21 protein-coding genes, 1 pseudogene and 1 riboswitch are annotated in these 25,657 nt (G+C 55.2%); of the genes and pseudogenes, 6 read left to right on the top strand and 16 right to left on the bottom strand.

Going from position 1 to position 25,657, the window contains the following annotated elements:
* Positions 1–410 precede the first annotated feature (410 nt).
* The gene (purH, locus tag SB719_RS18375; protein ID WP_065648613.1) at positions 411–2,000 is read left to right on the top strand and encodes a bifunctional phosphoribosylaminoimidazolecarboxamide formyltransferase/IMP cyclohydrolase; all 1,590 of its coding nucleotides are present in this window, start codon (positions 411–413) and stop codon (positions 1,998–2,000) included.
* A gap of 17 nt (positions 2,001–2,017) precedes the next feature.
* The gene (purD, locus tag SB719_RS18370; protein WP_412159545.1) at positions 2,018–3,295 is read left to right on the top strand and encodes a phosphoribosylamine--glycine ligase; all 1,278 of its coding nucleotides are present in this window, start codon (positions 2,018–2,020) and stop codon (positions 3,293–3,295) included.
* 34 nt (positions 3,296–3,329) lie between these two features.
* On the opposite strand, the gene SB719_RS18365 is transcribed toward purD, so the two are convergent.
* The 6 genes from SB719_RS18365 to nudC all read right to left on the bottom strand — a co-directional run bounded on the left by SB719_RS18365 (position 3,330) and on the right by nudC (position 7,732).
* Positions 3,330–3,998 carry a DUF1481 domain-containing protein gene (locus tag SB719_RS18365; RefSeq protein WP_065648611.1) on the bottom strand — a complete coding sequence of 223 codons (669 nt, stop codon included), beginning with the start codon at positions 3,996–3,998 and terminating at the stop codon, positions 3,330–3,332.
* A gap of 68 nt (positions 3,999–4,066) precedes the next feature.
* On the bottom strand, positions 4,067–4,339 hold the full coding sequence (hupA, locus tag SB719_RS18360; protein WP_006121511.1) for a nucleoid-associated protein HU-alpha: 273 nt from the start codon (positions 4,337–4,339) through the stop codon (positions 4,067–4,069).
* A gap of 188 nt (positions 4,340–4,527) precedes the next feature.
* The gene (locus SB719_RS18355; RefSeq protein WP_039381849.1) at positions 4,528–5,118 is read right to left on the bottom strand and encodes a YjaG family protein; all 591 of its coding nucleotides are present in this window, start codon (positions 5,116–5,118) and stop codon (positions 4,528–4,530) included.
* A gap of 62 nt (positions 5,119–5,180) precedes the next feature.
* The gene (nfi, locus tag SB719_RS18350) at positions 5,181–5,849 is read right to left on the bottom strand and encodes a deoxyribonuclease V (RefSeq protein WP_065648610.1); all 669 of its coding nucleotides are present in this window, start codon (positions 5,847–5,849) and stop codon (positions 5,181–5,183) included.
* A gap of 2 nt (positions 5,850–5,851) precedes the next feature.
* A complete protein-coding gene (gene hemE, locus SB719_RS18345) occupies positions 5,852–6,919 on the bottom strand; it encodes a uroporphyrinogen decarboxylase (RefSeq protein ID WP_292977060.1) in 1,068 nt (355 codons plus the stop codon).
* A 39-nt stretch (positions 6,920–6,958) separates the two neighbouring features.
* On the bottom strand, positions 6,959–7,732 hold the full coding sequence (gene nudC / locus SB719_RS18340) for an NAD(+) diphosphatase (protein WP_065648608.1): 774 nt from the start codon (positions 7,730–7,732) through the stop codon (positions 6,959–6,961).
* Positions 7,733–7,818: 86 nt separating this feature from the next.
* Between nudC and SB719_RS18335 the strand changes: the two genes are divergently transcribed.
* From SB719_RS18335 to thiE, 3 genes are all read left to right on the top strand, one after another.
* Positions 7,819–8,325 (top strand): Rsd/AlgQ family anti-sigma factor, encoded by a 507-nt coding sequence (locus SB719_RS18335; RefSeq protein ID WP_065648607.1) that lies wholly within the window; start codon positions 7,819–7,821, stop codon positions 8,323–8,325.
* A gap of 78 nt (positions 8,326–8,403) precedes the next feature.
* A riboswitch (TPP riboswitch) is annotated at positions 8,404–8,504 on the top strand.
* Positions 8,505–8,595: 91 nt separating this feature from the next.
* The gene (thiC, locus tag SB719_RS18330) at positions 8,596–10,521 is read left to right on the top strand and encodes a phosphomethylpyrimidine synthase ThiC (RefSeq protein ID WP_314688869.1); all 1,926 of its coding nucleotides are present in this window, start codon (positions 8,596–8,598) and stop codon (positions 10,519–10,521) included.
* Positions 10,518–11,162 carry a thiamine phosphate synthase gene (gene thiE, locus SB719_RS18325; protein WP_304236320.1) on the top strand — a complete coding sequence of 215 codons (645 nt, stop codon included), beginning with the start codon at positions 10,518–10,520 and terminating at the stop codon, positions 11,160–11,162. The genes thiC and thiE overlap by 4 nt, the downstream gene beginning before the upstream one ends.
* Before the next feature lie 159 nt (positions 11,163–11,321).
* Here the strand turns inward: thiE and SB719_RS18320 are convergent, their stop codons facing one another.
* A complete protein-coding gene (locus SB719_RS18320; RefSeq protein WP_412159544.1) occupies positions 11,322–12,779 on the bottom strand; it encodes a PLP-dependent aminotransferase family protein in 1,458 nt (485 codons plus the stop codon).
* Positions 12,780–12,956: 177 nt separating this feature from the next.
* Here SB719_RS18320 and SB719_RS18315 point away from each other — a divergent pair, with 177 nt between their 5' ends.
* Positions 12,957–13,145, top strand: a complete 189-nt coding sequence (locus SB719_RS18315) for a DUF1127 domain-containing protein (RefSeq protein WP_065648603.1) — start codon at positions 12,957–12,959, stop codon at positions 13,143–13,145.
* Positions 13,146–13,205: 60 nt separating this feature from the next.
* Here SB719_RS18315 and rpoC read toward each other — a convergent pair whose 3' ends face one another.
* From rpoC to SB719_RS18270, 9 genes and pseudogenes are all read right to left on the bottom strand, one after another.
* Positions 13,206–17,429: a DNA-directed RNA polymerase subunit beta' gene (rpoC, locus tag SB719_RS18310; protein WP_039381836.1), complete on the bottom strand. Its 4,224-nt coding sequence runs from the start codon at positions 17,427–17,429 to the stop codon at positions 13,206–13,208.
* 78 nt (positions 17,430–17,507) lie between these two features.
* Positions 17,508–21,536 carry a DNA-directed RNA polymerase subunit beta gene (gene rpoB / locus SB719_RS18305; RefSeq protein WP_065648602.1) on the bottom strand — a complete coding sequence of 1,343 codons (4,029 nt, stop codon included), beginning with the start codon at positions 21,534–21,536 and terminating at the stop codon, positions 17,508–17,510.
* Between the two features lie 326 nt (positions 21,537–21,862).
* Positions 21,863–22,225 (bottom strand): 50S ribosomal protein L7/L12, encoded by a 363-nt coding sequence (gene rplL / locus SB719_RS18300; protein WP_065648601.1) that lies wholly within the window; start codon positions 22,223–22,225, stop codon positions 21,863–21,865.
* 66 nt (positions 22,226–22,291) lie between these two features.
* Positions 22,292–22,789: a 50S ribosomal protein L10 gene (gene rplJ, locus SB719_RS18295; RefSeq protein WP_065648600.1), complete on the bottom strand. Its 498-nt coding sequence runs from the start codon at positions 22,787–22,789 to the stop codon at positions 22,292–22,294.
* Between the two features lie 350 nt (positions 22,790–23,139).
* Positions 23,140–23,844 (bottom strand): 50S ribosomal protein L1, encoded by a 705-nt coding sequence (gene rplA, locus SB719_RS18290; RefSeq protein WP_039381829.1) that lies wholly within the window; start codon positions 23,842–23,844, stop codon positions 23,140–23,142.
* A gap of 3 nt (positions 23,845–23,847) precedes the next feature.
* Complete coding sequence (rplK, locus tag SB719_RS18285) at positions 23,848–24,276, bottom strand: 50S ribosomal protein L11 (protein WP_065648599.1); 429 nt, start codon at positions 24,274–24,276, stop codon at positions 23,848–23,850.
* 146 nt (positions 24,277–24,422) lie between these two features.
* Complete coding sequence (gene nusG / locus SB719_RS18280) at positions 24,423–24,968, bottom strand: transcription termination/antitermination protein NusG (RefSeq protein WP_039381825.1); 546 nt, start codon at positions 24,966–24,968, stop codon at positions 24,423–24,425.
* Position 24,969: 1 nt separating this feature from the next.
* On the bottom strand, positions 24,970–25,353 hold the full coding sequence (secE, locus tag SB719_RS18275) for a preprotein translocase subunit SecE (protein WP_039381824.1): 384 nt from the start codon (positions 25,351–25,353) through the stop codon (positions 24,970–24,972).
* Between the two features lie 230 nt (positions 25,354–25,583).
* Positions 25,584–25,657: pseudogene (locus SB719_RS18270) on the bottom strand (elongation factor Tu); the annotation flags it as partial.

The following is a 25,657-nucleotide window of genomic DNA, read 5'->3' as shown; positions in this document are numbered from 1 at the left end:
TCCTTCGGAGTCAACCACTTTTTTCAGCGTTTTTCTCCGGCGGAAGTTCTTACCGAATCTTCCTGTCAACGCCGTTTCCGTAAGCCGGTGTGCCGTGTCGATGGAGGCGCATTATAGGGACTTCTTTCGGACTGACAAGCGTTAAATTCGGGAAAAATGACTGTTCGCTGCATTCCCCAGCAAAAGGGGGCTTTATACCCTGTTACGCACAGTGTTATCCACAAAACAGCGGACAGACAAATTTAAGCGAGCATCGCGCAAACGTTTTCGCTACAATGCCTCGCGACGTCAGGGACGCCCCTTTTGGGGCGTTACATGAGGCAAACGCGTTATCTTCTTTATAGAAGTGCGCTTTCAGCCTGATGTAACGCTCTTATTTACGCGAAACAAAGCCAAGGGATAAAACCACCATGCAACAACGTCGTCCTGTACGCCGCGCTCTGCTCAGTGTCTCTGATAAAGCCGGTATCCTCGAATTTGCTCATGCACTCTCACAACGAGGCGTCGAGCTACTCTCCACAGGTGGCACTGCACGTTTGCTGGCAGATGCAGGCCTGCCCGTCATTGAAGTGTCTGACTACACCGGTTTCCCGGAAATGATGGATGGACGCGTTAAGACTCTGCATCCCAAAGTACATGGCGGCATCCTTGGTCGTCGCGGTACCGATGACGCGATTATGGCAGAACACGCTATCAATCCGATTGATATGGTGGTGGTTAACCTCTATCCCTTTGCGCAGACCGTGGCTAAGCCTGACTGCTCGCTGGAAGATGCGGTCGAGAATATTGATATCGGCGGGCCAACCATGGTGCGCTCAGCGGCTAAGAATCATAAAGATGTGGCGATCGTGGTTAAGAGCAGCGACTACACCAGCATCATTGCAGAGATGGATGCCAGTGATAATGCGCTGACGCCGGAGACGCGTTTTGATCTGGCAATTAAAGCGTTTGAGCACACCGCCGCTTACGACAGTATGATTGCAAACTACTTTGGCACGCTGGTTCCTGCTTATCATGGCGAAACCCGCGCACCCGCCGGTCGCTTCCCGCGCACCCTGAATCTCAACTTCATTAAGAAGCAGGATATGCGTTATGGCGAGAACAGCCATCAGGATGCCGCCTTCTATATAGAAGAAGAGATTGCAGAAGCCTCGGTAGCCACTGCGCAGCAGCTGCAGGGCAAGGCACTCTCTTACAATAATATTGCAGATACCGATGCCGCACTGGAGTGCGTAAAAGCGTTCGACGAACCTGCCTGTGTGATCGTCAAACACGCCAACCCGTGTGGCGTAGCGGTGGGGACATCCATCCTTGATGCTTATGAACGCGCTTATCAGACTGACCCGACCTCTGCTTTTGGCGGCATTATCGCGTTTAACCGCGAGCTGGATGAGGCGACTGCACAGGCAATTATCAGCCGTCAGTTTGTTGAAGTGATTATTGCCCCTTCTGCCAGTGACGCGGCGCTGCAGGTAACAGCAGCAAAACAGAACGTGCGCGTGCTGATCTGCGGTCAGTGGCAGCAGCCGGTTGCCAGCCTGGACTTCAAACGGGTCAATGGCGGTCTGCTGGTACAGGATCGCGACCTCGGGATGATCACCGCCGACCAGCTTCGCGTGGTCACGCAGCGTCAGCCGACTGAGCAGGAGCTGCGTGATGCGCTGTTCTGCTGGAAAGTCGCCAAATTTGTTAAATCCAATGCCATTGTTTATGCCCGCGACAACATGACTATTGGTATCGGTGCCGGTCAGATGAGCCGCGTTTACTCTGCCAAAATTGCCGGCATTAAGGCGAGCGATGAGGGGCTGAAGGTCACAGGTTCAGCGATGGCATCCGATGCCTTCTTCCCGTTCCGCGATGGTATTGATGCTGCCGCCGCGGCCGGCGTGAGCTGTGTTATTCAGCCCGGCGGTTCTATCCGCGATGAAGAGGTGATCGCTGCTGCAGATGAGCACGGCATCGCGATGATCTTTACCGATATGCGCCATTTCCGCCATTAACAGCTGGAGCAGCAATAATGAAAATTTTAGTAATTGGTAATGGCGGACGTGAGCACGCGCTGGCGTGGAAAGCGTCACAGTCGCCGCTGGCTGACACTGTGTTTGTCGCACCGGGTAACGCAGGCACTGCGCTGGAGCCGGCCCTGCAGAATGTGCCCATCAGTGCGACCGATATCCCTGCCCTGCTGGCGTTTGCGCAGCAGGAGCAGATTGACCTGACGATTGTCGGCCCGGAAGCGCCGCTGGTGATCGGCGTGGTTGATGCCTTCCGCGCCGCCGGGCTGAAGATCTTTGGCCCGACGCAGGCGGCAGCCCAGCTGGAAGGCTCGAAAGCCTTTACCAAGGATTTTCTGGCGCGCCAGCAGATCCCGACCGCTGAGTATCAGAACTTTACCGAGGTGGAACCCGCGCTGGCTTACCTGCGCGAGAAAGGTGCGCCCATTGTTATCAAAGCCGATGGTCTGGCTGCAGGTAAAGGCGTAATTGTCGCGATGACGCTGGCTGAAGCGGAAGCGGCGGTGCAGGATATGCTGGCTGGCAATGCATTTGGCGATGCCGGCCATCGTATCGTAATTGAAGAGTTTCTTGACGGTGAAGAAGCCAGCTTTATTGTCATGGCAGACGGCAACCACGTGCTGCCGATGGCAACCAGCCAGGATCACAAGCGCGCGGGCAATGGTGATACGGGTCCCAACACGGGCGGTATGGGGGCCTACTCACCGGCACCGGTGGTCACTGATGAGATCCACCAGCGCGTCATGGACCAGATTATCTGGCCAACCGTGAACGGTATGAAAGCAGAAGGCAACACCTATACCGGTTTCCTGTATGCCGGTCTGATGATCGATAAATCAGGTCAGCCAAAGGTCATTGAATTTAATTGCCGCTTTGGCGACCCGGAGACGCAGCCCATTATGCTGCGGCTGAACTCTGACCTGGTGGCACTCTGCCTGGCAGCAGTCGATGGCACCCTGGATACGCAGACGTCGGAGTGGGATGCACGTCCTGCACTGGGTGTGGTACTGGCAGCAGGCGGCTATCCGGGCAGCTACCGTACCGGCGATCAGATCCACGGCCTGCCGCTGGAAGCCGTGCCTGAAGGCAAAGTATTTCATGCGGGCACCACGCTGCAGGACGATCGGGTGATGACCAGCGGCGGACGTGTGTTGTGCGTCACGGCACTGGGAGAAGATGTGGCTACAGCGCAACGCAACGCCTACGCGATGGCAGAGTCTATCTCCTGGGACGGCTGCTTCTGCCGTCACGACATCGGCTATCGCGCCATCAACCGCTGATAGTCGCGGGGCACTCTGCTGTGCCCCGTTTTCTTTAGCCGCTCAGATCGCTCTCTGTCGGCTGCCAGCTGCACTCATCCTCTGTGGTAACGCGCAATACCTGGATCCCTTCCGGGGCTTCGAGCCATGACACCATCAGCGGCGCTGACGCCTGTTGCTGCTGCGCCAGGCGCCTCAGCGTGTCACTGTCAAACGCGACATTCTGCTGGCGACCTGCGCAGTCGCGTACCGTGTTGCCGCCCAGCCAGTGTCCCTGTTTCAGTAATACCCGGCCGCTCAGCAGTGCATTGCTCTGCGCCAGCATACGCTGTGCGTCAAAACGATAAAGCGCGACGGCATCATCACTCAGCGCTTCGCGTCGTCCTGCCAGCTGGCGCTGCATAAAATTGAGGTTGCCCTGATGATCAAAGCGCAGCGTGACGTCATCGGGCTGCTCACCGGTGCGATGGCGTTCCACACTCAGCAGTGTCTCGTGTTGCCAGATATAGTCTGTGGTTTCGCGCACGGGCGTGCTGAAAGGGTTATAAACGGTGCGCAGATGGATCAGATCGTGGTCGCTGTTTTTGCGCCAGATGCGGACCGCGCCGCGATCGGCCAGGTAGCCGCTGGCGGTAAACGCCGGAAGGTCAGGTGTGGCGCTGCAGCCGGAAAACAGTACAGCACAGAGCAGGATACGGATGCGCCGGAAAAGCGTATTCGGCATAGCAGGCTCCGGTAACAAAAAGGGGCGAAATCGCCCCTCTTCTAAAGCTAAACCGCAAGGCGGAAAACTTACTTAACTGCGTCTTTCAGTGCTTTACCAGAAACGAAAGCTGGTACGTTTGCTGCTGCGATTTTGATCTCTTTGCCAGTCTGTGGGTTACGACCGGTACGCTCAGCGCGGTGGTTCACTTTAAAAGTACCAAAACCAACCAGTTGTACAGCATCACCTTCTTTCAGAGACTCAGTGATCGCAGCCAGGGTAGATTCCAGCGCAGCTTTAGCCTGGGTTTTAGACAGGTCCGCTTTTTCTGCGATCACATCAATCAGTTGAGTCTTGTTCATAAGTTATCCTTAAAGTGTATTTATCGCTTGCTAAGCAACGAGTGCGAGGGAAAAGCCATATTCTGGCACTCTTCAGCCTGCACGCACCGATAGCCACAATTTTCAGCCCCCCAAATGTAGACCAGACAGGGGGCTAATGTGAAGCCTCCAGGCGCGCTAATTCAGGCCTGGAGTCACGTTTTATCGCCTTACTGCTGAAAATTTATACCGATGTTACTGATTCCGGCTTCGCGCAGGTCAGAACGCAGTCCTTTGATCAGCTCAAGGTCGCGCTCTTCGCACTCAGCGAGCAGGCGAAAAATCTCCCACTGCATATCCCATTCATCAATCACCGCCTGGTTTTCACGCAGCTCTTCGTCGCTCATTTCGCGTCCTGCCTGCGTCATTTCCAGAATAGCCACGGTGGTGATAGATGTACGACTCACCTCAATCGCGTGCTCCAGCGTTTCACCGCTCAGCATCGCGTGCAGCACTTCGCTCAGTGCTACGCAGGCATCGATGGCCGGATGAACACCGTAAACATCGAAATCATCGCCAGCCGGGATCGCCTCTTCCAGTTTCTCCAGCTGACTGTCGAAATTGATTTTGGCATCTTTCACCGTCAGGCTTTCCCATACCAGATCAAGAATACGGCGATAGAGCTGAGGATCGGCAAATCCGGTCTGTTCGCAGAAGGCCCAGTAATTAGGGAACATCCGCTCGCATAAACAGGCCATGAAGGTCATATGCTGCCAGCTTTCCAGCTTCGCCAGACGCAAATGCACGGGGTTCTGTAACATCAAACTTACTCTCAATAGGTTAGCTGGCGGCAGTGTACCGCAAAAGGCGCAGACAAACAGCGTCAGCGCGCATTTTGCCACTTCACAAATGCAGGCCGCCCTGAGGCGACCGCATCTGCCCAGCGCGTAGGTTCCGGTAAACGGTAGCCGCCCATACAGGCTTCAACCCAGTGCAGCGCACTGTCCAGGCTGACACGGTGCCCGGTAGAGATAAACAGCGGGTTACAGCGTGCTTTGCTGCGCCACACCCAGGCAAGCTGTTCACCTTTATCCATTAGCGGCTGCCGGCTGCCGGGTGCAGCATCCAGATCGGCAAAGCGGCCACACAGCCGCTTTTTGGCTACGCCGATAGTGGGAATATCCAGCATCGAACCAAAATGTGCCGCCACGCCGAGGCGCCTGGGGTGCGAGATGCCGTGCCCGTCCACAAACAGCAGGTCGGGCTGCTGCGTCAGCTGCTGCCAGGCCGCCTGCAGCGCAGGGATTTCCCGAAACGAGAGAAAGCCCGGAATATAGGGCATGGTGGTAGGAATGCGCGCAATGCGATGCTCCACCAGCGTAAGTGAGGGGTACTCCAGGATGACGATAGCAGCGCGCGTTACCTCGCCGCCCTGCTCAAATCCGACATCAGCGCCGCCGATAAAGCGCGGCGGCAGAACGTCAAAATCGTCCTGCCGCACAACGTTAGCAGCCAGCGCCAACTGTTCCTGACGTAATGCGGCTAAATCCATGCTTATTCCTGATGGTATTGACGTGAAAGACGATGCACCGCCTCAACGAACACACCTGCGTGCTCTGGCGGCACATCCTGATGGATACCGTGCCCGAGGTTAAATACGTGTCCCTCACCCTGACCAAATCCGGCAAGAATGGTGGCCACCTCCTCTTCAATACGGGCAGGCGGCGCATAAAGCATAGACGGATCCATGTTGCCCTGCAGGGCGACTTTATGGCCCACGCGACGACGCGCCTCAGCCATGTCCATCGTCCAGTCCAGCCCCAGCGCGTCACAGCCGGTGGCAGCCATCGCTTCCAGCCACTGTCCGCCGCCTTTGGTAAACAGCGTAACCGGTACACGACGGCCTTCGTTCTCACGCACCAGACCGTCCACAATTTTATGCATGTAATTCAGCGAAAAATCGCGGTAGTCGCGTCCGGTCAGCACGCCACCCCAGGTATCAAAGATCATAACCGACTGCGCACCCGCTTTGATCTGCGCATTAAGGTAGAGGATCACGCTGTCTGCCAGTTTATCCAGCAGCGTATGCAGCGTGTGCGGTTCGGCATACATCATCTTTTTGATTTTGGTGAATGCCTTGCTGCTGCCGCCCTCAACCATATAGGTTGCCAGCGTCCACGGGCTGCCGGAAAAGCCGATCAGCGGAACGGCACCGTTGAGGTTGCGGCGGATGGTCCGTACCGCATTCATCACGTAACCCAGCTCCTGCTCCGGATCGGGCACCGGCAGGTTATCGACGTCTGCGCGACAGGTAATCGGGCGGGAGAAGCGCGGACCTTCGCCGGTTTCAAAATAGAGACCCAGCCCCATCGCGTCGGGGATAGTTAAAATATCGCTGAAGAGGATAGCTGCATCCAGCGGATAGCGGCGCAGCGGCTGCAGCGTCACTTCACATGCCAGCTCAGCATTTTTACACAGCGACATAAAATCACCGGCTTCAGCGCGCGTGGCTTTATATTCCGGTAAATAGCGTCCGGCCTGACGCATCATCCAGACCGGGGTAACATCTACAGGCTGGCGCAGCAGGGCGCGCAGATAACGGTCGTTCTTCAGTTCACTCATAATGGGCTCTCTCATGCTAAGGGCGTCAGTGTAGCATTTTCATGCCACGCTGGCGCGACACAGCGCCACGGTGTCTTCAATCAGGCGCCGGGCAACGGTGCCCGGTGGCGGCAGCTGTGGCAGCGCATCAAAGCGATACCAGCCCGCATCCAGCAGCTCTTTCCCATCGTGCTGCAGCTCGCCGTCCTCATACTCCGCCATAAAGGCTGTCATCAGCGAATGGGGAAACGGCCACGGCTGTGAGGTGACATAGCGCACGTTTTTAACCCGTACATTACTCTCCTCCATGACCTCACGCGCCACCGCCTGCTCCAGCGTTTCACCCACTTCGACAAAGCCAGCCAGTACCGTATAGATGCTGTTACGATGGCGGGCATGATTCGCCAGCAGGATCTCATCGCCGCGGCGAATCGCCACAATGATGCAGGGTGCAATCTGTGGATAGTAACGTTCGCGGCAGTGGGTACAGAGGCAGGCAAACTCACGCGGACTGACGCGCATCTCATGGCCGCAGTAGCCGCACCAGCGGTGGGAGCGGTAGAATTCAGCCAGCTGCACTCCCCGGCCGGCGAGCTGAAACAGCCCGGGATCCTGATCGATAATCTGCCGGACCGAGCCCATATTTTCCGGGCGCGACGTCTGGATCAGCCAGACGTTTTCGCCCTGCCACTCACCGATAAGCATGCCGTGCTGGCCTGTAAGGTCGAAATCTGCCGCTAAGCCGTGCGGTAGCTCACCCTGCGGCAACCAAAGTTTCTGTTCAGAGCTGACAATCCACCAGCCAGCGTCTACGCTTGAGATCTCACGTTGCATCTTATTCGTTGTCCTTAGCGTCGCACGGCACGCTGAAAGTCTGATGTTAAGTGTAATGAACAACTATAACTCACCGGGAGCCTCATATGCTTACCCAGTTAGATAACCTGACCAGGCGTGTCGGTGGCGGTAATGAATTAGTCGATGCATGGTTACGTGCGCGTCGGCATTTGCTTGTCACTTATTATGAATTAATCGGCATTAAGCCTAATAAAGAGGCGCTGACGGCGCTGAATGAGCAGGCTCTGGATGACTTCTGCCACACGCTGGTGGACTATCTCTCAACCGGCCATTTCAGTATGTATGAGCGCATTATCAGGGATCTGCAGGGCGATAGCCCGCTGGTTGCTGCAGCGCATCTCTACCCGGCGCTTGAAAGCAATACCGATCGCATCATGCAGCTGTATGACAGTCATCTGCAGCAGGCGATTACCGATGAAAACTGCGTTGAGTTCCAGCGGGCGCTCTCTGAAGTAGGCGAAACGCTGGCGTCGCGCTTTTCTCTGGAAGATAAGCTGATTCAGATGGCGTGGGATAACCAGCTGGTTTCTCCGCCTGTTGCAAACGACAGCACTATTGCGCGTCCGGCCTGATCCTTCTGCAGTTGTAAAATCCTTGTTATTCCGTAAAAGCCCACTTATGCTGACCGGGCTTTTATTGTTTTAAACAGAAACACCTTGTCGGAGTGCCCCCCGGGGCTGAGACCGTTAATTCGGGATCCGCGGAACCTGATCAGGCTAGTACCTGCGAAGGGAACAAGAGTAGCTATTATCAGCGCACGATCGGGCCTTACCTGACTGCAGGCGCTGTTACTCCTTCCGGACTCCGGACAAGCAACTTCCACTGACTTCAGGAATTTTGCTATGTCTGCTGCTAAACCTTCTCGTCGTGAACAGCGCGCGCAAGCGCAGGATTTTATCAACTCGCTGCAGGGCACTGCCTTTCCCAACTCACAGCGTATCTGGATCACCGGCAGCCGTGCTGACATTCGCGTGCCGATGCGTGAAATCCAGCTCAGTCCTACCCATACCGGTGGTACCAAAGCGGAACCGCAGTATGAAATCAATGAGCCCGTTCCGGTTTATGACACCGCAGGCGCCTATGGCGACCCGCTGGCCACTATCGATGTCCATCAGGGGCTGGCAAAGCTGCGCGCCGCGTGGATAGCCGGGCGCAATGACAGTGAGCCGGTTGCTCAGCGCAGTTCCGCTTATACGCAGCAGCGTCTGGCCGATGAAGGTCTGGATCATCTGCGCTTTGAATCGCTGCCCTCCCCGCGCCGTGCGAAGCCTGGTCGCTGCGTCACGCAGCTGCACTACGCCCGTCAGGGCATAGTGACGCCGGAGATGGAGTTTATTGCGATTCGTGAAAACATGGGCCGTGAACGCATCCGCAGCGAAGTGCTGCTGCAGCAGCACCCGGGCGAAAGCTTTGGTGCGCACCTGCCGGCAAATATCACCGCAGAATTTGTGCGCGACGAAGTCGCCAGCGGGCGCGCCATTATCCCAGCCAATATCAACCACCCCGAATCAGAACCAATGATTATTGGCCGCAATTTTCTGGTGAAGGTCAATGCCAATATCGGTAACTCTGCGGTCAGCTCGTCGATTGAAGAGGAGGTGGAAAAGCTGGTGTGGTCCACGCGCTGGGGTGCCGATACCGTGATGGATCTCTCCACCGGCCGCTACATCCATGAAACGCGCGAGTGGATCCTGCGTAATAGCCCGGTTCCCATCGGCACCGTGCCGATCTATCAGGCGCTGGAAAAAGTGAACGGTGTCGCTGAAGATCTCAACTGGGACATTTTCCGCGATACGCTGCTGGAACAGGCAGAACAAGGCGTCGATTACTTCACTATCCACGCCGGGGTACTGCTGCGCTATGTGCCGATGACGGCCAGACGTCTGACCGGGATCGTGTCACGCGGTGGCTCGATTATGGCGAAATGGTGCCTGTCACATCACCAGGAGAGTTTTCTCTATCAGCATTTCCGCGACATCTGCGAAATCTGCGCCGCTTATGACGTTGCCCTGTCGCTGGGCGATGGCCTGCGCCCTGGCTCGATTCAGGATGCCAACGATGAGGCGCAGTTTGCAGAACTCAGAACGCTGGGCGAGCTGACCAAAATCGCCTGGGAGTATGACGTACAGGTGATGATTGAGGGACCGGGCCATATTCCGATGCAGATGATCCGGCGCAACATGACCGAGCAGCTGACACATTGTGATGAGGCGCCCTTCTACACGCTTGGCCCGCTGACCACCGATATTGCCCCCGGCTACGACCATTTTACCTCCGGTATTGGCGCGGCGATGATTGGCTGGTTCGGCTGCGCGATGCTCTGCTATGTGACGCCTAAAGAGCACCTCGGTCTGCCAAATAAAGAAGATGTAAAGCAGGGGCTGATCACCTATAAGATCGCCGCGCACGCCGCCGATCTGGCCAAAGGGCATCCGGGGGCGCAAATCCGCGATAACGCCATGTCCAAAGCGCGATTTGAATTCCGCTGGGAAGATCAGTTTAATCTCGCGCTGGATCCACACACCGCCCGCACCTATCACGATGAAACGCTGCCGCAGGAATCCGGCAAAGTCGCGCACTTCTGTTCTATGTGCGGGCCGAAGTTCTGCTCAATGAAAATTACCCAGGAAGTACGGGAATTTGCGGCGCGCCAGCAGGCTGATGCGCAGCCGGTTGAGGTGGGGATGGCGCAGATGTCCGAAACATTCCGCCGCCGCGGAGGCGAGCTTTATCATCCTGCCGATGCGGTCAGTAAGGAGAAAGCATGACGGCCGCATTTGCTGCTACGGCGCCGCAGCTGGGGCTCTATCCGGTGGTTGACAGCGTCAGCTGGATCGAACGGCTGCTGGCCGCCGGCGTACGCACGATCCAGCTGCGCATCAAAGATCTGCCCGATCGCGAGGCAGAAGATTCGGTGCGTAAAGCGATTGCGCTGGGCCGGCGCTATCGGGCACGGCTGTTCATTAATGACTACTGGCGTCTGGCCATTGCGCATCAGGCATACGGCGTACATCTGGGTCAGGAGGATCTGGAGGTGGCGGATCTGCAGGCTATTCGTCAGGCAGGCCTGCGGCTGGGGATCTCAACGCATGATGATGCAGAGCGGAAGCGCGCGGTGGCACTGCGGCCTTCTTATATTGCACTGGGGCATATCTTTCCCACGCAAACCAAGCAGATGCCGTCTGCGCCACAGGGAGTGGCACAGCTGCAGCGGCACCTGCCGCACCTGCAGGGGATCCCCGCGGTCGCTATCGGCGGTATTTCCCTGGCGCGCGTGCCTGAGGTGCTGGCGACCGGGGTCGGCAGCATTGCGGTCGTCAGCGCCATTACGCAGGCAGCTGACTGGCGCACCGCCACGGCTGAGCTGCTGCGGCAGGTGGGAAGCGGAACGCCGATCGAAGAGGCGTGAAAACCCGTGTAAAACACACTGAAATCGCAGGGTCCGGCACGCAGGGTTAGCCAGCAGGCCTCGTCTGCGCGCCGGAAACCGGTACAGTAGCTCTGCCCGCTGTGGTTTGCAGCGGGCCAGGGCTGATTTCCCTTCTCTCCTCAGCCCTGCCTTTCCGGTTTATTCCACCAGCAGCTGCGGTGCCTGATGCCGGTCGCTGCTGCACGCCTGCATAGCGCGCTCTATCGCCATTCCCAGCTGCGCCAGCGCCTGTTCCGTCTGTTCATTCACAGGCAGGCCGTAATTCAGCCGCAGACAGTTACGGTATTTGCCCGAGGCGGAAAACAGAGAGCCCACGGCGACCTGCAGGCTGGCCTCGCGCAGCTCGGCGTTAAGCCGCACCGCGTCAAACGCCTCCGGCAGCTCAATCCACATCAGAAATCCGCCCTGCGGCCGCGATACGCAGATGCCGCAGGGAAAGTAGTGCCGCACCCAGCAGCTGAAGGTTTCATAATTGCGCTGATATACCTGCCGCATGCGGCGCAGATGCGGGAGATAGTGGCCCTGACGAATAAACTCCGCCACGGTGTGCTGCGGCAGCGTCGCCGTAGAACCGGTGCCGATATATTTCATATGCAGCACCCTGTCGCGATAACGCCCCGGCGCCACCCAGCCCACCCGCAGCCCGGGTGCCAGCGTTTTGGAAAAGGAGCTGCAGAGCAGTACGCGGCCATCCATGTCGAGCGATTTGAGCGTCACGGGACGCGGGTAGTCCCACGCCAGCTCGCCATAGACATCATCCTCAATGATGGCGGCATCAACCCGCTGCGCCAGCGCCAGCAGCGCCCGCTTGCGCGCTTCCGGCATGATAAATCCCAGGGGATTATTGCAGTTGGGGACCACCACCACAGCTTTGATTGGCCACTGCTCAAACGCCAGCGCCAGCGCATCCAGGCTGATCCCGGTAACTGAATCGGTCGGGATCTCAATGACCCTGATCCCCAGTCCGCGCAGCGTCTGCATCGTGCCATGGAACGCGGGCGACTCCACAGCAATGATGTCACCCGGCGCGCAGACTGCACGAATTGAAACCGACAGCGCCTCATGGCAGCCGGTGGTGATCACAATATCCTCCGCCGTCAGCTGGCAACCGCTGTCGATGGTCAGGCGCGCTACCTGTTCCCGCAGGGCGCTGACGCCGAGCAGGCTGTCATAGTTCAGCAGTTCGGTCTGCTGTTTCTGCGCCAGCCGGCCCATGATTTTCCACAGCGGTTTCAGCGTCGGCTGCGTCAGATCGGGCATCCCGCTGCCCAGCTGTATCACCTCATCGCTGGTACGGCTGCTGAGAAGTTCCAGCACGGAATCCCACTGCGTAACCTCTACCGGCCGCTGTACCGGACGCGTCAGCGCAGGCACAGGCGGTGTTGCTTTATGCGTGGCAACAAAATAGCCGGATCGCGGCTGCGGTACGATGAGCTGCTTCTCTTCCAGCAGGTGATACGCCTGCTGCACGGTGCTGATACTGACCCCGTGCTCGCTACTCAGCGTACGTACTGAAGGCAGACGTTCACCGCTGCGATAAAGCCCCTGCTTAATCCGATCGGAAAGCAGGCAGGCCAGATGCTGATAGCGCGTCATTGTATGCTCCTGGTAATAAGTCCATCTAAAAAAACCAGTACAGATAAGCGCTACTTTTAGCATTCAGATGCGGCAAAACGCAATCTGTATGGTAAATAAACTCCGGATTTGAGTCTGTATGGCTTTGGCGGGAAAACGGACAATGCTGCTCAGATACCCCCGTTAAGGAGCAAGAGAATGGAATTTGATCAGAATCGTGCTGCAAAACCTTTTAGCGTTACGCTACCGGATATGATCCGCGCAGCGCTGCAGATGCTAAAGCAGTGGCGAGCCCGGCGCGCAACGCGTCAGGTACTGGCGCAGCTCAGCGACAACCAGCTGCGCGATATTGGCCTGACGCGCCACGAAGTAAAGGGTAAACGCTGAGCATCAGGCAAAAAAAAACCCTGCCGGAGCAGGGTTTTTTCGCGTTGGTGCGGCAGACGATTACTCGTCGTTGTTGCCACCCAGACCCGCGTTCAGCAGCTCAGCCAGGCTGGCAGAGGCTTCATCCGCAGTGACCTGCGGTGCAACCGGTGCTTCACCCGCCTGACGGCGACGCATACGATCCTGATGGTACGCATAACCGGTACCGGCCGGGATCAGACGACCCACGATAACGTTCTCTTTCAGGCCGCGCAGTTCATCACGCTTGCCTGCTACCGCGGCTTCGGTCAGGACACGCGTGGTCTCCTGGAACGAGGCTGCAGAGATGAACGACTCGGTTGCCAGAGACGCTTTGGTGATACCCAGCAGATCGCGTGCATAGGTTGCACCGATTTTGCCAGCGGTCTCCAGATCGCGGTTAGAGATCTTGATGCGGGAGACTTCTGCCTGCTCGCCTTCAAGGAACTCTGAGCTACCCGCGCTCATGATGGTCGCTTTACGCAGCATCTGACGTACGATGACTTCGATGTGCTTATCGTTAATCTTAACGCCCTGCAGGCGGTAAACTTCCTGCACTTCGTTAGTGATATAACGCGTTACCGCATGAACGCCACGCAGACGCAGGATGTCGTGTGGTGATTCCGGGCCGTCAGATACGACGTCACCGCGTTCCACGCGCTCACCTTCGAATACGTTAAGCTGACGCCACTTCGGAATCATCTCTTCGTACGGATCGCTGCCATCAACTGGCGTGATCACCAGACGACGCTTGCCTTTGGTCTCTTTACCGAAGGAGATAATACCGCTGATCTCCGCCAGGATTGCTGGCTCTTTCGGACGACGCGCTTCGAACAGATCCGCAACGCGTGGCAGACCACCGGTGATGTCTTTGGTACCGCCAGATTCCTGCGGAACACGCGCCAGGGTATCACCCGAGCTGATCTTCACGCCATCTTCCAGCTGCACAATCGCTTTGCCTGGCAGGAAGTACTGAGCCGGCATGTCGGTGCCCGGGATCAGAACGTCGTTGCCGTTAGCATCAACGATTTTCAGCGCCGGACGCAGGTCTTTACCGCCAGCAGTACGCTCTGCGGAATCCAGTACCACCAGCGATGACAGACCGGTAAGGTCGTCAGTCTGACGGGTAATGGTCTGACCGTCGATCATGTCGGTGAAGCGGATGAAACCACCCACTTCGGTGATTACCGGCATGGTGTGCGGATCCCAGTTTGCTACGGTTTCGCCCGCCGCAACCTGCTCGCCATCACCTTTCGCCATCACCGCACCGTAAGGCACTTTATAGCTCTCTTTGGTACGACCGAACTCGTCGATCATCTTCAGCTCAACGTTACGTGAGACGATAACCAGTTTCCCGGAGGAGTTGGTTACAGACTTCGCGTTGGTCAGCTTGATAGTACCTTTGTTCTTCACCTGAATGCTGGATTCAGCCGCCGCACGCGATGCCGCACCACCGATGTGGAACGTACGCATTGTCAGCTGAGTACCCGGCTCACCGATGGACTGTGCTGCGATAACGCCGATGGCCTCACCTTTGTTGATGATGTGACCACGTGCCAGATCGCGACCGTAGCAGTGTGCGCACACACCGAAGTCGGTTTCACAGCTTACGACTGAACGCACTTTGATGACGTCAACAGAGTTCTCTTCTACCACATCACACCAGTGCTCATCGATCAGCGTGTTACGCGGGATCAGGATGTCAGCAGTGCCTGGCTTCAGAACGTCTTCAGCCGTTACACGGCCCAGTACGCGCTCACGCAGCGGCTCTTTAACGTCGCCACCTTCGATAACCGGCGTCATCATGATGCCTTCGAACGTGCCACAGTCATCTTCGGTAACCACCAGATCCTGCGCCACGTCAACCAGACGACGGGTCAGATAACCGGAGTTTGCCGTTTTCAGTGCGGTATCGGCGAGACCTTTACGCGCACCGTGCGTCGAGATGAAGTACTGCAGTACGTTCAGACCTTCACGGAAGTTTGCCGTGATAGGCGTCTCGATGATGGAGCCATCTGGCTTCGCCATCAGACCACGCATACCTGCCAGCTGACGAATCTGTGCTGCAGAACCACGCGCACCGGAGTCGGCCATCATGTAGATGCTGTTGAACGAGACCTGCTGCTCTTCTTCACCGTTACGGTTGATAACGGTTTCAGTCTGCAGGTTATCCATCATCGCTTTAGAGACGCGTTCGTTCGCAGCGGCCCAGATATCGATGACTTTGTTGTAACGTTCGCCCGCAGTGACCAGACCAGACTGGAACTGTTCCTGAATCTCAGCCACTTCCGCTTCCGCTTCCGCGATGATTTCCGCTTTCTTCGCCGGGATAACCATATCGTCGATACCGACTGATGCACCTGAACGGGCTGCATAGGCGAAACCTGTGTACATGGTCTGGTCAGCAAAGATAACGGTCGGCTTCAGGCCCAGAATGCGGTAACAGGTGTTCAGCATTTTGGAGATCGCTTTCTTACCCAGCGCCTGGTTGACGATGGAGTAAGGCAGACCTTTCGGTACGATCATCCACAGGATCGCACGACCAATGGTCGTGTCGATCAGGCTGGTTTTCGCAACGAGCTCTTCCTGTTCGTTTTTCGCATATTCTGTAATACGCACTTTAACGCGGGCGTGCAGCTCAGCCAAGCCAGCGCGGTAAACACGCTCAGCTTCTTTCGGGCCGGTCAGCACCATGCCTTCGCCTTTGGCGTTTACTTTGTCGCGGGTCATGTAGTACAGACCCAGAACAACGTCCTGTGAAGGAACGATGATTGGCTCACCGTTCGCTGGCGACAGGATGTTGTTGGTCGACATCATCAGCGCACGCGCTTCCAGCTGTGCTTCCAGCGTCAGCGGTACGTGTACCGCCATCTGGTCACCATCGAAGTCGGCGTTATAGGCCGCACAGACCAGCGGGTGCAGCTGGATCGCTTTACCTTCGATCAGAACCGGTTCAAACGCCTGGATACCCAGACGGTGCAGCGTTGGTGCACGGTTCAGCAGTACCGGGTGTTCGCGGATCACTTCATCCAGGATATCCCAGACAACCGCTTCTTCGCGCTCAACCATTTTCTTGGCTGCTTTGATGGTGGTAGCAAGACCACGCAGTTCCAGCTTGCCGTAGATGAACGGTTTGAACAGCTCCAGGGCCATTTTCTTCGGCAGACCGCACTGATGCAGACGCAGGTATGGACCCACGGTGATAACCGAACGACCGGAGTAGTCAACGCGTTTACCCAGCAGGTTCTGACGGAAACGACCCTGCTTACCTTTAATCATGTCAGCCAGCGATTTCAGCGGACGCTTGTTAGAACCGGTGATGGCACGACCGCGACGGCCGTTATCCAGCAGGGCATCTACCGCTTCCTGCAGCATACGCTTTTCGTTGCGCACGATGATATCTGGCGCAGCCAGATCCAGCAGACGCTTCAGACGGTTGTTACGGTTGATTACGCGACGATAGAGATCGTTGAGATCTGACGTTGCGAAACGACCACCATCCAGCGGTACCAGCGGACGCAGATCTGGCGGCAGAACCGGCAGAACGGTCAGGATCATCCACTCAGGCTTGTTGCCAGACTGCACGAACGCTTCCAGCAGCTTGATACGCTTGGTCAGCTTTTTACGTTTGGTCTCGGAGTTAGTCTCGTTCAGCTCTTCACGCAGCTGCTCGCACTCTTGCTCCAGATCCATATTTTTCAGCAATGCCTGGATCGCTTCCGCACCCATCTTCGCGTCAAATTCGTCACCGAACTCTTCCAGCGCGTCAAGGTACTGCTCTTCCGTCAGGATCTGACGTTTTTCCAGGTTAGTCATACCGCCTTCGATAACCACATAGGATTCGAAGTAAAGTACGCGCTCAATGTCACGCAGTGGCATATCCAGCAGCAGACCGATACGGGACGGCAGCGACTTCAGGAACCAGATGTGCGCGGTAGGTGAAGCCAGCTCGATGTGACCCATACGCTCACGGCGTACTTTAGTCTGCGTCACTTCAACGCCGCACTTCTCGCAGATCACACCGCGGTGTTTCAGGCGCTTGTACTTCCCGCACAGGCATTCGTAGTCTTTGACCGGTCCGAAAATACGGGCACAGAAAAGACCGTCACGCTCTGGCTTGAAGGTACGGTAGTTAATGGTTTCCGGCTTTTTAACTTCACCAAAAGACCAGGAACGGATCATGTCTGGCGAAGCCAGCGCAATTTTGATCGCATCAAACTCTTCGGTTTTAGTTTGCGCTTTCAGAAACTTAAGTAAGTCTTTCACGGATTAGCTCCCGTCGGAGTGGAACTCTCAGGGACGCGCGCCCGGGGTGCGCGTCCCATAACCAGTACTTGCGAGTGCTTACTCGTCTTCCAGCTCGATGTTGATACCCAGCGAGCGAATCTCTTTCAACAGTACGTTGAAGGATTCCGGCATGCCCGGTTCCATCTGATGGTTGCCATCGACGATGTTTTTATACATCTTCGTACGGCCGTTGACGTCATCAGACTTAACGGTAAGCATTTCCTGCAGGGTATACGCGGCACCGTATGCTTCCAGTGCCCACACTTCCATCTCACCGAAGCGCTGACCACCGAACTGCGCCTTACCACCCAGCGGCTGCTGAGTAACCAGGCTGTAGGAGCCGGTCGAACGGGCGTGCATCTTGTCATCAACCAGGTGGTTCAGTTTCAGCATGTACATGTAACCTACGGTTACCTGACGCTCGAACTGTTCACCGGTACGGCCATCAAACAGCGTAATCTGACCGGAAGAAGGCAGGCCGCCGAGCTGCAGCAGTTCTTTGATCTCGCTCTCTTTCGCACCATCGAACACTGGTGTAGCGATTGGCATACCTTTTTTCAGGTTTTCTGCCAGACGCAGCACTTCATCGTCCGAGAAGGTGTTCAGATCAACTTTCTGACGCACGTCGGTGCCCAGATCGTAAGCACGCTGGATAAACTCACGCAGTTTGGCGACTTCTTCCTGCTTTTTCAGCATCGCATTGATCTTCTCACCAATGCCTTTCGCCGCCATACCCAGGTGGGTTTCCAGAATCTGACCGATGTTCATACGCGATGGTACGCCCAGCGGGTTCAGTACGATGTCAACCGGCGTGCCGTTCTCGTCATAAGGCATATCTTCGATCGGGTTGATCTTGGAGATAACACCTTTGTTACCGTGACGGCCTGCCATTTTGTCACCAGGCTGGATCTGACGTTTAACGGCCAGATAAACCTTAACAATCTTCAGCACGCCTGGTGCCAGATCGTCGCCCTGGGTGATTTTGCGACGCTTCGCTTCGAGTTTCTTCTCAAACTCGTGCTTCAGCTCATCATACTGTCCGGCCAGCTGCTCGAGAGTGTTCTGCTTCTCTTCATCAGTCAGGCCCAGCTCCAGCCAGCGCTCACGCGGCAGCTTGTCCAGCTTGTCCGCTTCAACGCCACCGGCGATCAGCACAGCCTGGATACGGCTGAACAGACCCGCTTCAAGGATCTGCAGTTCTTCAGACAGGTCTTTCTTCGCCTGCTTCAGCTGCATCTCTTCGATTTCCAGCGCGCGCTTGTCTTTTTCCACGCCATCGCGGGTAAAGACCTGAACATCGATAACGGTACCGGAGACGCCATTCGGTACGCGCAGCGACGAGTCTTTCACGTCGGACGCTTTTTCACCGAAGATAGCGCGCAGCAGTTTCTCTTCTGGCGTCAGCTGGGTTTCACCTTTAGGCGTTACCTTACCAACCAGAATGTCACCGCCGGTTACTTCTGCACCGATATAGACGATACCGGATTCATCCAGTTTAGAGAGCGCAGCTTCACCCACGTTCGGGATGTCAGCGGTGATCTCTTCCGGCCCCAGTTTGGTGTCACGCGACACGCAAGCCAGTTCCTGAATGTGGATCGTGGTGAAACGGTCTTCCTGCACTACACGCTCAGAGACGAGAATGGAGTCTTCGAAGTTGTAACCGTTCCATGGCATGAACGCCACGCGCATGTTCTGACCCAGCGCCAGCTCACCCAGATCGGTGGATGGACCATCTGCCAGCACGTCGCCGCGCTCGATTGGCTCACCCAGAGAGACACACGGCATCTGGTTGATGCAGGTGTTCTGGTTGGAACGGGTGTACTTGGTCAGGTTGTAGATGTCGATGCCGGCTTCGCCTGCATACATCTCATCTTCGTTAACTTTGATAACGATACGGGATGCATCTACATACTGTACGGTACCACCACGTTTCGCGACGGCAGTTACACCGGAGTCAACCGCTACTGCACGTTCCATACCGGTACCTACCAGCGGCTTATCAGCGCGCAGGGTCGGGACCGCCTGACGTTGCATGTTCGCACCCATCAGGGCACGGTTAGCATCATCGTGTTCCAGGAACGGGATCAGTGACGCACCGACAGAAACCACCTGCTGGGTGGAGACGTCCATGTAGTCAACCTGATCGCGGCTGAACAGGCTTGACTCACCTTTGCTACGGCAGGTGACGAGATCGTCAACGAAGCTGCCGTCATCCGCGAGGTTGGTGTTCGCCTGAGCGATAACGTAGTTACCCTCTTCAATTGCAGAGAGGTAATGAATTTCATCACTCACTTTGCCATCAACAACGCGACGGTATGGCGTCTCAAGGAAACCATATTCGTTGGTCTGCGCATAGACAGAGAGTGAGTTGATCAGACCGATGTTCGGGCCTTCCGGCGTTTCGATTGGACATACGCGACCGTAGTGAGTCGGGTGTACGTCACGCACTTCGAAGCCAGCACGCTCACGGGTCAGACCGCCTGGGCCCAGAGCAGAGATACGACGCTTATGCGTAATTTCAGACAGCGGGTTGTTCTGGTCCATAAACTGAGACAGCTGGCTGGAACCAAAGAACTCTTTCACTGCGGCTGAAATTGGCTTGGCGTTAATCATGTCCTGCGGCATCAGCGTATCGAGGTCGCCCAGTGACAGACGCTCTTTCACTGCACGCTCAACGCGGACCAGACCGACACGGAACTGGTTCTCAGCCATCTCACCGACAGAACGGATACGACGGTTACCAAGGTGATCGATGTCATCCACTTCACCGATACCGTTACGGATACCGATCAGCTTCTTCATCACCTCGATGATATCTTCTTTGCTCAGGATACCTGAACCTTCGATCTCATCGCGCAGCAGAGAACGGTTGAACTTCATGCGGCCAACCGCAGAGAGATCGTAACGATCCTCAGAGAAGAACAGGTTCTCAAACAGGTTTTCCGCTGCTTCACGCGTTGGCGGCTCGCCCGGACGCATCATGCGGTAGATCTCAACCAGCGCGCTCAGGCGATCGTTGGTCGGGTCAACACGCAGGGTCTCGGAGATATAAGGGCCGTGATCCAGATCGTTAGTGAACAGGGTTTCAATGCGCTTGTGGCCTGACTGGCTCAGTTTTGCCAGCAGATCCAGCGACAGTTCCATGTTAGCCGGAACAATCAGCTCACCGGTGTTCAGATCGATGTAGTCTTTAGCAACCACTTTGCCGGCAATATATTCCACCGGAACTTCGATATGCTGAACACTGTCTTTTTCCAGCTGACGAATATGGCGCGCAGTGATACGACGACCTTTCTCAACGTAGACCGTGCCATTGGCTTCGATATCGAAGGAGGCAGTTTCGCCACGCAGGCGCTCAGGCACCAGCTCCATCTGCAGCTTGTTATCGCGGATTTCAAAGACCACTTTTTCGAAGAACAGATCGAGGATCTGCTCAGTGGTATATTCCAGCGCGCGCAGGATGATACTGGCCGGCAGCTTACGACGACGGTCAATACGGACGAACAGGTTATCTTTTGGATCGAACTCGAAGTCGAGCCATGAACCACGGTAAGGGATGATACGTGCGTTATACAGCACTTTACCGGAAGAGTGCGTTTTACCCTTATCGCTGTCAAAGAACACGCCAGGACTACGATGCAGCTGAGAAACGATAACACGCTCAGTACCATTGATAACAAAGGTACCGTTGTCAGTCATGAGTGGAATTTCACCCATGTAGACTTCTTGTTCTTTAATGTCTTTGACGGTGCCTTCCGGCGCTTCGCGCTCGTAGATCACCAGACGCAGTTTCACGCGCAGCGGTGCCGAATAGGTCACGCCACGGATCTGACATTCAGTTACGTCAAAGACCGGCTCACCCAGGCGATAGCTAACATACTGCAATTCAGAGTTGCCGCTGTAGCTCGCGATTGGGAAAACGGAACGGAAGGCTGCTTCCAGACCGTATTGGCCTTCTGGATCTTGCTCGATGAACTTCTGAAACGAGTCAAGCTGGATAGAAAGGAGATAGGGAACATCCAGAACTTGTGGACGTTTACCAAAATCCTTACGAATACGTTTTTTCTCGGTATAGGAGTAAACCATAGGGTTCCTCAGCTAGCTGACAAGTCGACCCACGCTGTCCGTCCTGACGGGACAGTTATGCAACACTATTTTTGTTTTTCATGCGATGCGTGACACCCCATGCAATACATCTTTCTATCACTCTTAAATCATTTCATCGCTGTGGTGCCGGCAGGGAACCGTCACAGGAGAGCGGTATATTAAGGCGTCGATAGAAAAAGATATTGAAGAGAAACAATGGATAAACAGTGCGAAACGCCATCGTTCCCCTGTAGCGCAAAAAGGCTGGTGACCAAAAAGTCACCAGCCATCAGCCCGATTACTCAGACTGCAACCCTAAGGTTGTCTTACTTAACTTCAACTTCAGCGCCAGCTTCTTTCAGAGCAGCTTCAAGTGCAGCTGCGTCATCTTTGCTGATGCCTTCTTTGATCACGCCAGTCGCTTCAACCAGATCTTTGGCTTCTTTCAGGCCCAGACCAGTTGCAGTACGTACTGCTTTGATTACTGCTACTTTATTCGCGCCAGCTGCTTTCAGCACAACGTCGAACTCAGTTTTTTCTTCAACAGCTTCAGCCGGGCCAGCAGCTACAGCTACAGCAGCAGCAGCAGAAACGCCGAATTTTTCTTCCATAGCAGAAACCAGCTCAACTACTTCCATTACGGACATAGCTGCAACGGCTTCCAGGATTTGATCTTTAGTGATAGACATGTCGATTGTTCCTAAAATTCACAAAAAGTTTATACGTAAGCAGGTACGAAGGAAAAGAAAGAGGCCTTAAGCCGCTTCTTTTGCATCGCGTACAGCAGCCAGAGTGCGAACCAGTTTGCCAGCAGCGGCTTCTTTCATGGTCGACATCAGACGTGCCAGTGCTTCTTCGTAAGTCGGCAGAGTTGCCAGACGGTCAATATTGTCCGCCGTGATCAGCTCACCTTCAAAGGCTGCAGCTTTGACCTCAAATTTTGCATTCGCTTTCGCGAACTCTTTGAACAGACGAGCAGCAGCGCCCGGGTGTTCCATAGAGTATGCAATCAGGGTCGGACCAACAAACGTGTCTTTCAGGCACTCAAAAGGAGTACCTTCAACGACGCGGCGCAGCAGGGTGTTGCGAACAACACGCATGTAAACGCCAGCTTCACGACCTGCTTTACGCAGTTCAGTCATTTTATCAACGGTAACGCCACGGGAATCCGCAACAACCGCTGAAAGCGCGCCTTTGGCTACTTCGCTAACTTCAGCAACAATCGCTTGTTTGCCTTGAAGATTTAATGCCATTAGCTTTGCTCCTGGATTTGACCGGGAAAAATTTCCCGGAACTCACTTCACCTGACTGCCCGAAAGCAGCAGGCGCTATTACACGGTGAGCAGAATCCAGTGAAGAAATAAATCTTTGTGGTTCTGTCACCGTCTACGCAGGATATTAAGCAGGGTTTCCGAAGAAAGGCCCGCTCCTGCGGTCTTGGACGGAGGCCAGGATTAGGCCTGGCTCCAACCTTAGCCACTGTATTTTAATGCGTTACCGCATTAAGCCGCAGTGACTATGAATTTGGGTTCTGAGAACAGTGTTCATTCAGAACAACGGGCGTAAGATTCTAGATGAATTTTTCGCCCGTTTCAAGCAGCAATTAGTTTGCTACTGCGTTCAGACCAGCCTGGTCAACGGCAACGCCGGCGCCCATGGTGGTAGAGATGCTGACTTTCTTGATGTACACGCCTTTAGCCTGAGCAGGTTTTGCTTTTTTCAGCGCGACCAGCAGAGATTCCAGGTTTTCTTTCAGTTTGTCAGTATCGAAGTCCACTTTACCAATGGTAGTGTGGATGATGCCGTTTTTGTCGTTACGATAACGAACCTGACCCGCTTTAGCGTTCTTAACCGCTTCAGCAACGTTTGGCGTTACAGTACCAACTTTCGGGTTTGGCATCAGACCGCGTGGGCCCAGAACCTGGCCCAGCTGGCCAACAACGCGCATTGCATCCGGAGATGCGATAACAACGTCAAAGTTCATTTCGCCTTTTTTGATCTGATCAGCCAGATCTTCCATACCTACCAGCTCAGCGCCAGCTGCTTTAGCAGCTTCAGCGTTTGCGCCCTGGGTAAAGACAGCAACACGTACTGAACGACCAGTACCGTGTGGCAGAACAGTTGCACCGCGTACGTTCTGATCAGATTTACGTGCATCGATGCCGAGGTTAACAGCAACGTCTACGCTTTCTGTGAATTTGGCAGTAGCCAGTTCTTTCAGCAGAGCAACAGCTTCGTTGATGTCATACTGTTTAGTTGCATCAACTTTGTCACGGATCACGCGCATGCGCTTGGTCAGCTTAGCCATTTCTTAATCCTCCACTACCAGGCCCATGGAACGAGCAGTACCTTCGATAGAGCGAGTCATCGCTTCTACGTCAGCACCAGTCATGTCCGCAGCTTTGGTTTCTGCGATTTCACGTACCTGAGCACGAGTTACTTTACCGACTTTGTCTTTGTTCGGCTTACCAGAACCAGACTTGACGCCCGCTGCTTTTTTCAGCAGTACGGCAGCCGGAGGCGTTTTGGTAACGAAGGTGAAAGAACGGTCGCTATATACAGTGATAACAACTGGAGTAGGCAGGCCTTTCTCCAGAGATTCTGTTTTGGCGTTAAACGCTTTACAGAATTCCATGATGTTAACACCCTGCTGACCCAGAGCCGGACCAACCGGTGGGCTCGGGTTAGCCATACCAGCTGCAACCTGCAGCTTAACGTAGGCTTGTACTTTCTTGGCCATGATAATTCCTCTATTGGGTATAGCGCCTGAAAACAGGCTCCCCGTGGTAACGATTTACCCGCTGTTGCCAGCGTGTAAAAACAAAAGGCGCGAAATTATAGGTAAATTTCGCGCCTTCTGCAAGAGTCAAAAAGTGAACAAAAGGGTTAACCTTTCTCCACCTGAGCAAAATCGAGCTCAACCGGTGTTGCACGACCAAAGATAGAGACCGACACTTTCAGACGGCTCTTCTCATAGTCAACTTCTTCGACCACGCCGTTGAAGTCAGCAAACGGACCGTCGTTGACGCGTACCATCTCGCCTGGTTCAAACAGCGTTTTCGGACGCGGCTTATCACCTACCTGCTGCAGGCGGTTCATAATCGCATCAACTTCTTTGTCACTGATTGGTGCAGGACGGTCAGATGTACCGCCAATGAAGCCCATTACACGCGGTACACTGCGCACCAGGTGCCAGCTGGCGTCATTCATCACCATCTGGACCAGTACGTAGCCAGGGAAGAATTTGCGCTCGCTTTTGCGACGCTGACCGCCACGGATTTCAACGACTTCTTCAGTCGGCACCATGACGTCACCAAACAGTTCTTCCATGTTGTGCAGTTTGATATGCTCTTGCAGCGACTTCGCTACGCGGGCTTCAAAACCGGAGAACGCCTGAACGACGTACCAGCGTTTTTTTGGAGCTTCAGACATCTCAGAACCTCAGGCCAGTAATAAACGATACCAGACGGACCAGAATACCATCCAGCCCCCACAAAATCAGTGACATCACGGCCGTAACCGCGGCAACGATTAGCGTGGTATGTAAGGTTTCCTGACGGGTTGGCCAGATAACCTTGCGCATTTCGGTTCTTGCTTCACGAGCAAAAGCCACGGTTGCTTTACCTTTGATAGTCAGTAAAGCGATGCCACCCGCAGCAGCGATCAGCACTACTACAGCCAGCGCACGTAAGGGCAGTGTAATATCGCGATAGAGATAGTTACCCACAATGGCAACCAGCAGTAACGCAATGACAGCTACCCACTTTATCGCTTCCAGGCCGCGTCCGCTCCCTTGAGCTTCGGTATTCGCACTCATAAACCAACCTGCCACAATAATTCAGAAACTATTCTGCCCCGCATAGAGGCGAGGCATCCAAACCGAATGAGCTGTTGGGCATAACTCGGTCTCCAGCGCTGTAAAACAGAGCCTGTCTCAGCAATGATTATGATTGAAAATCACTGATGAGCCAGGTTCTATGTGACAGCGTGCAAAAAGGGCATCAAATGATGCCCTTTTCATGCGCATTGCGTCAAATACTATCGCAATTAAGCGATAACAGAAGCAACAACGCCCGCGCCAACGGTACGGCCGCCTTCGCGGATTGCGAAGCGCAGACCCT

Source organism: Pantoea sp. SIMBA_079 (assembly GCF_046940275.1).
In the GTDB taxonomy this organism is placed as follows: Bacteria; Pseudomonadota; Gammaproteobacteria; order Enterobacterales; family Enterobacteriaceae; genus Pantoea; species Pantoea borealis.
This window is presented reverse-complemented; position numbering and strand designations above follow the sequence as displayed.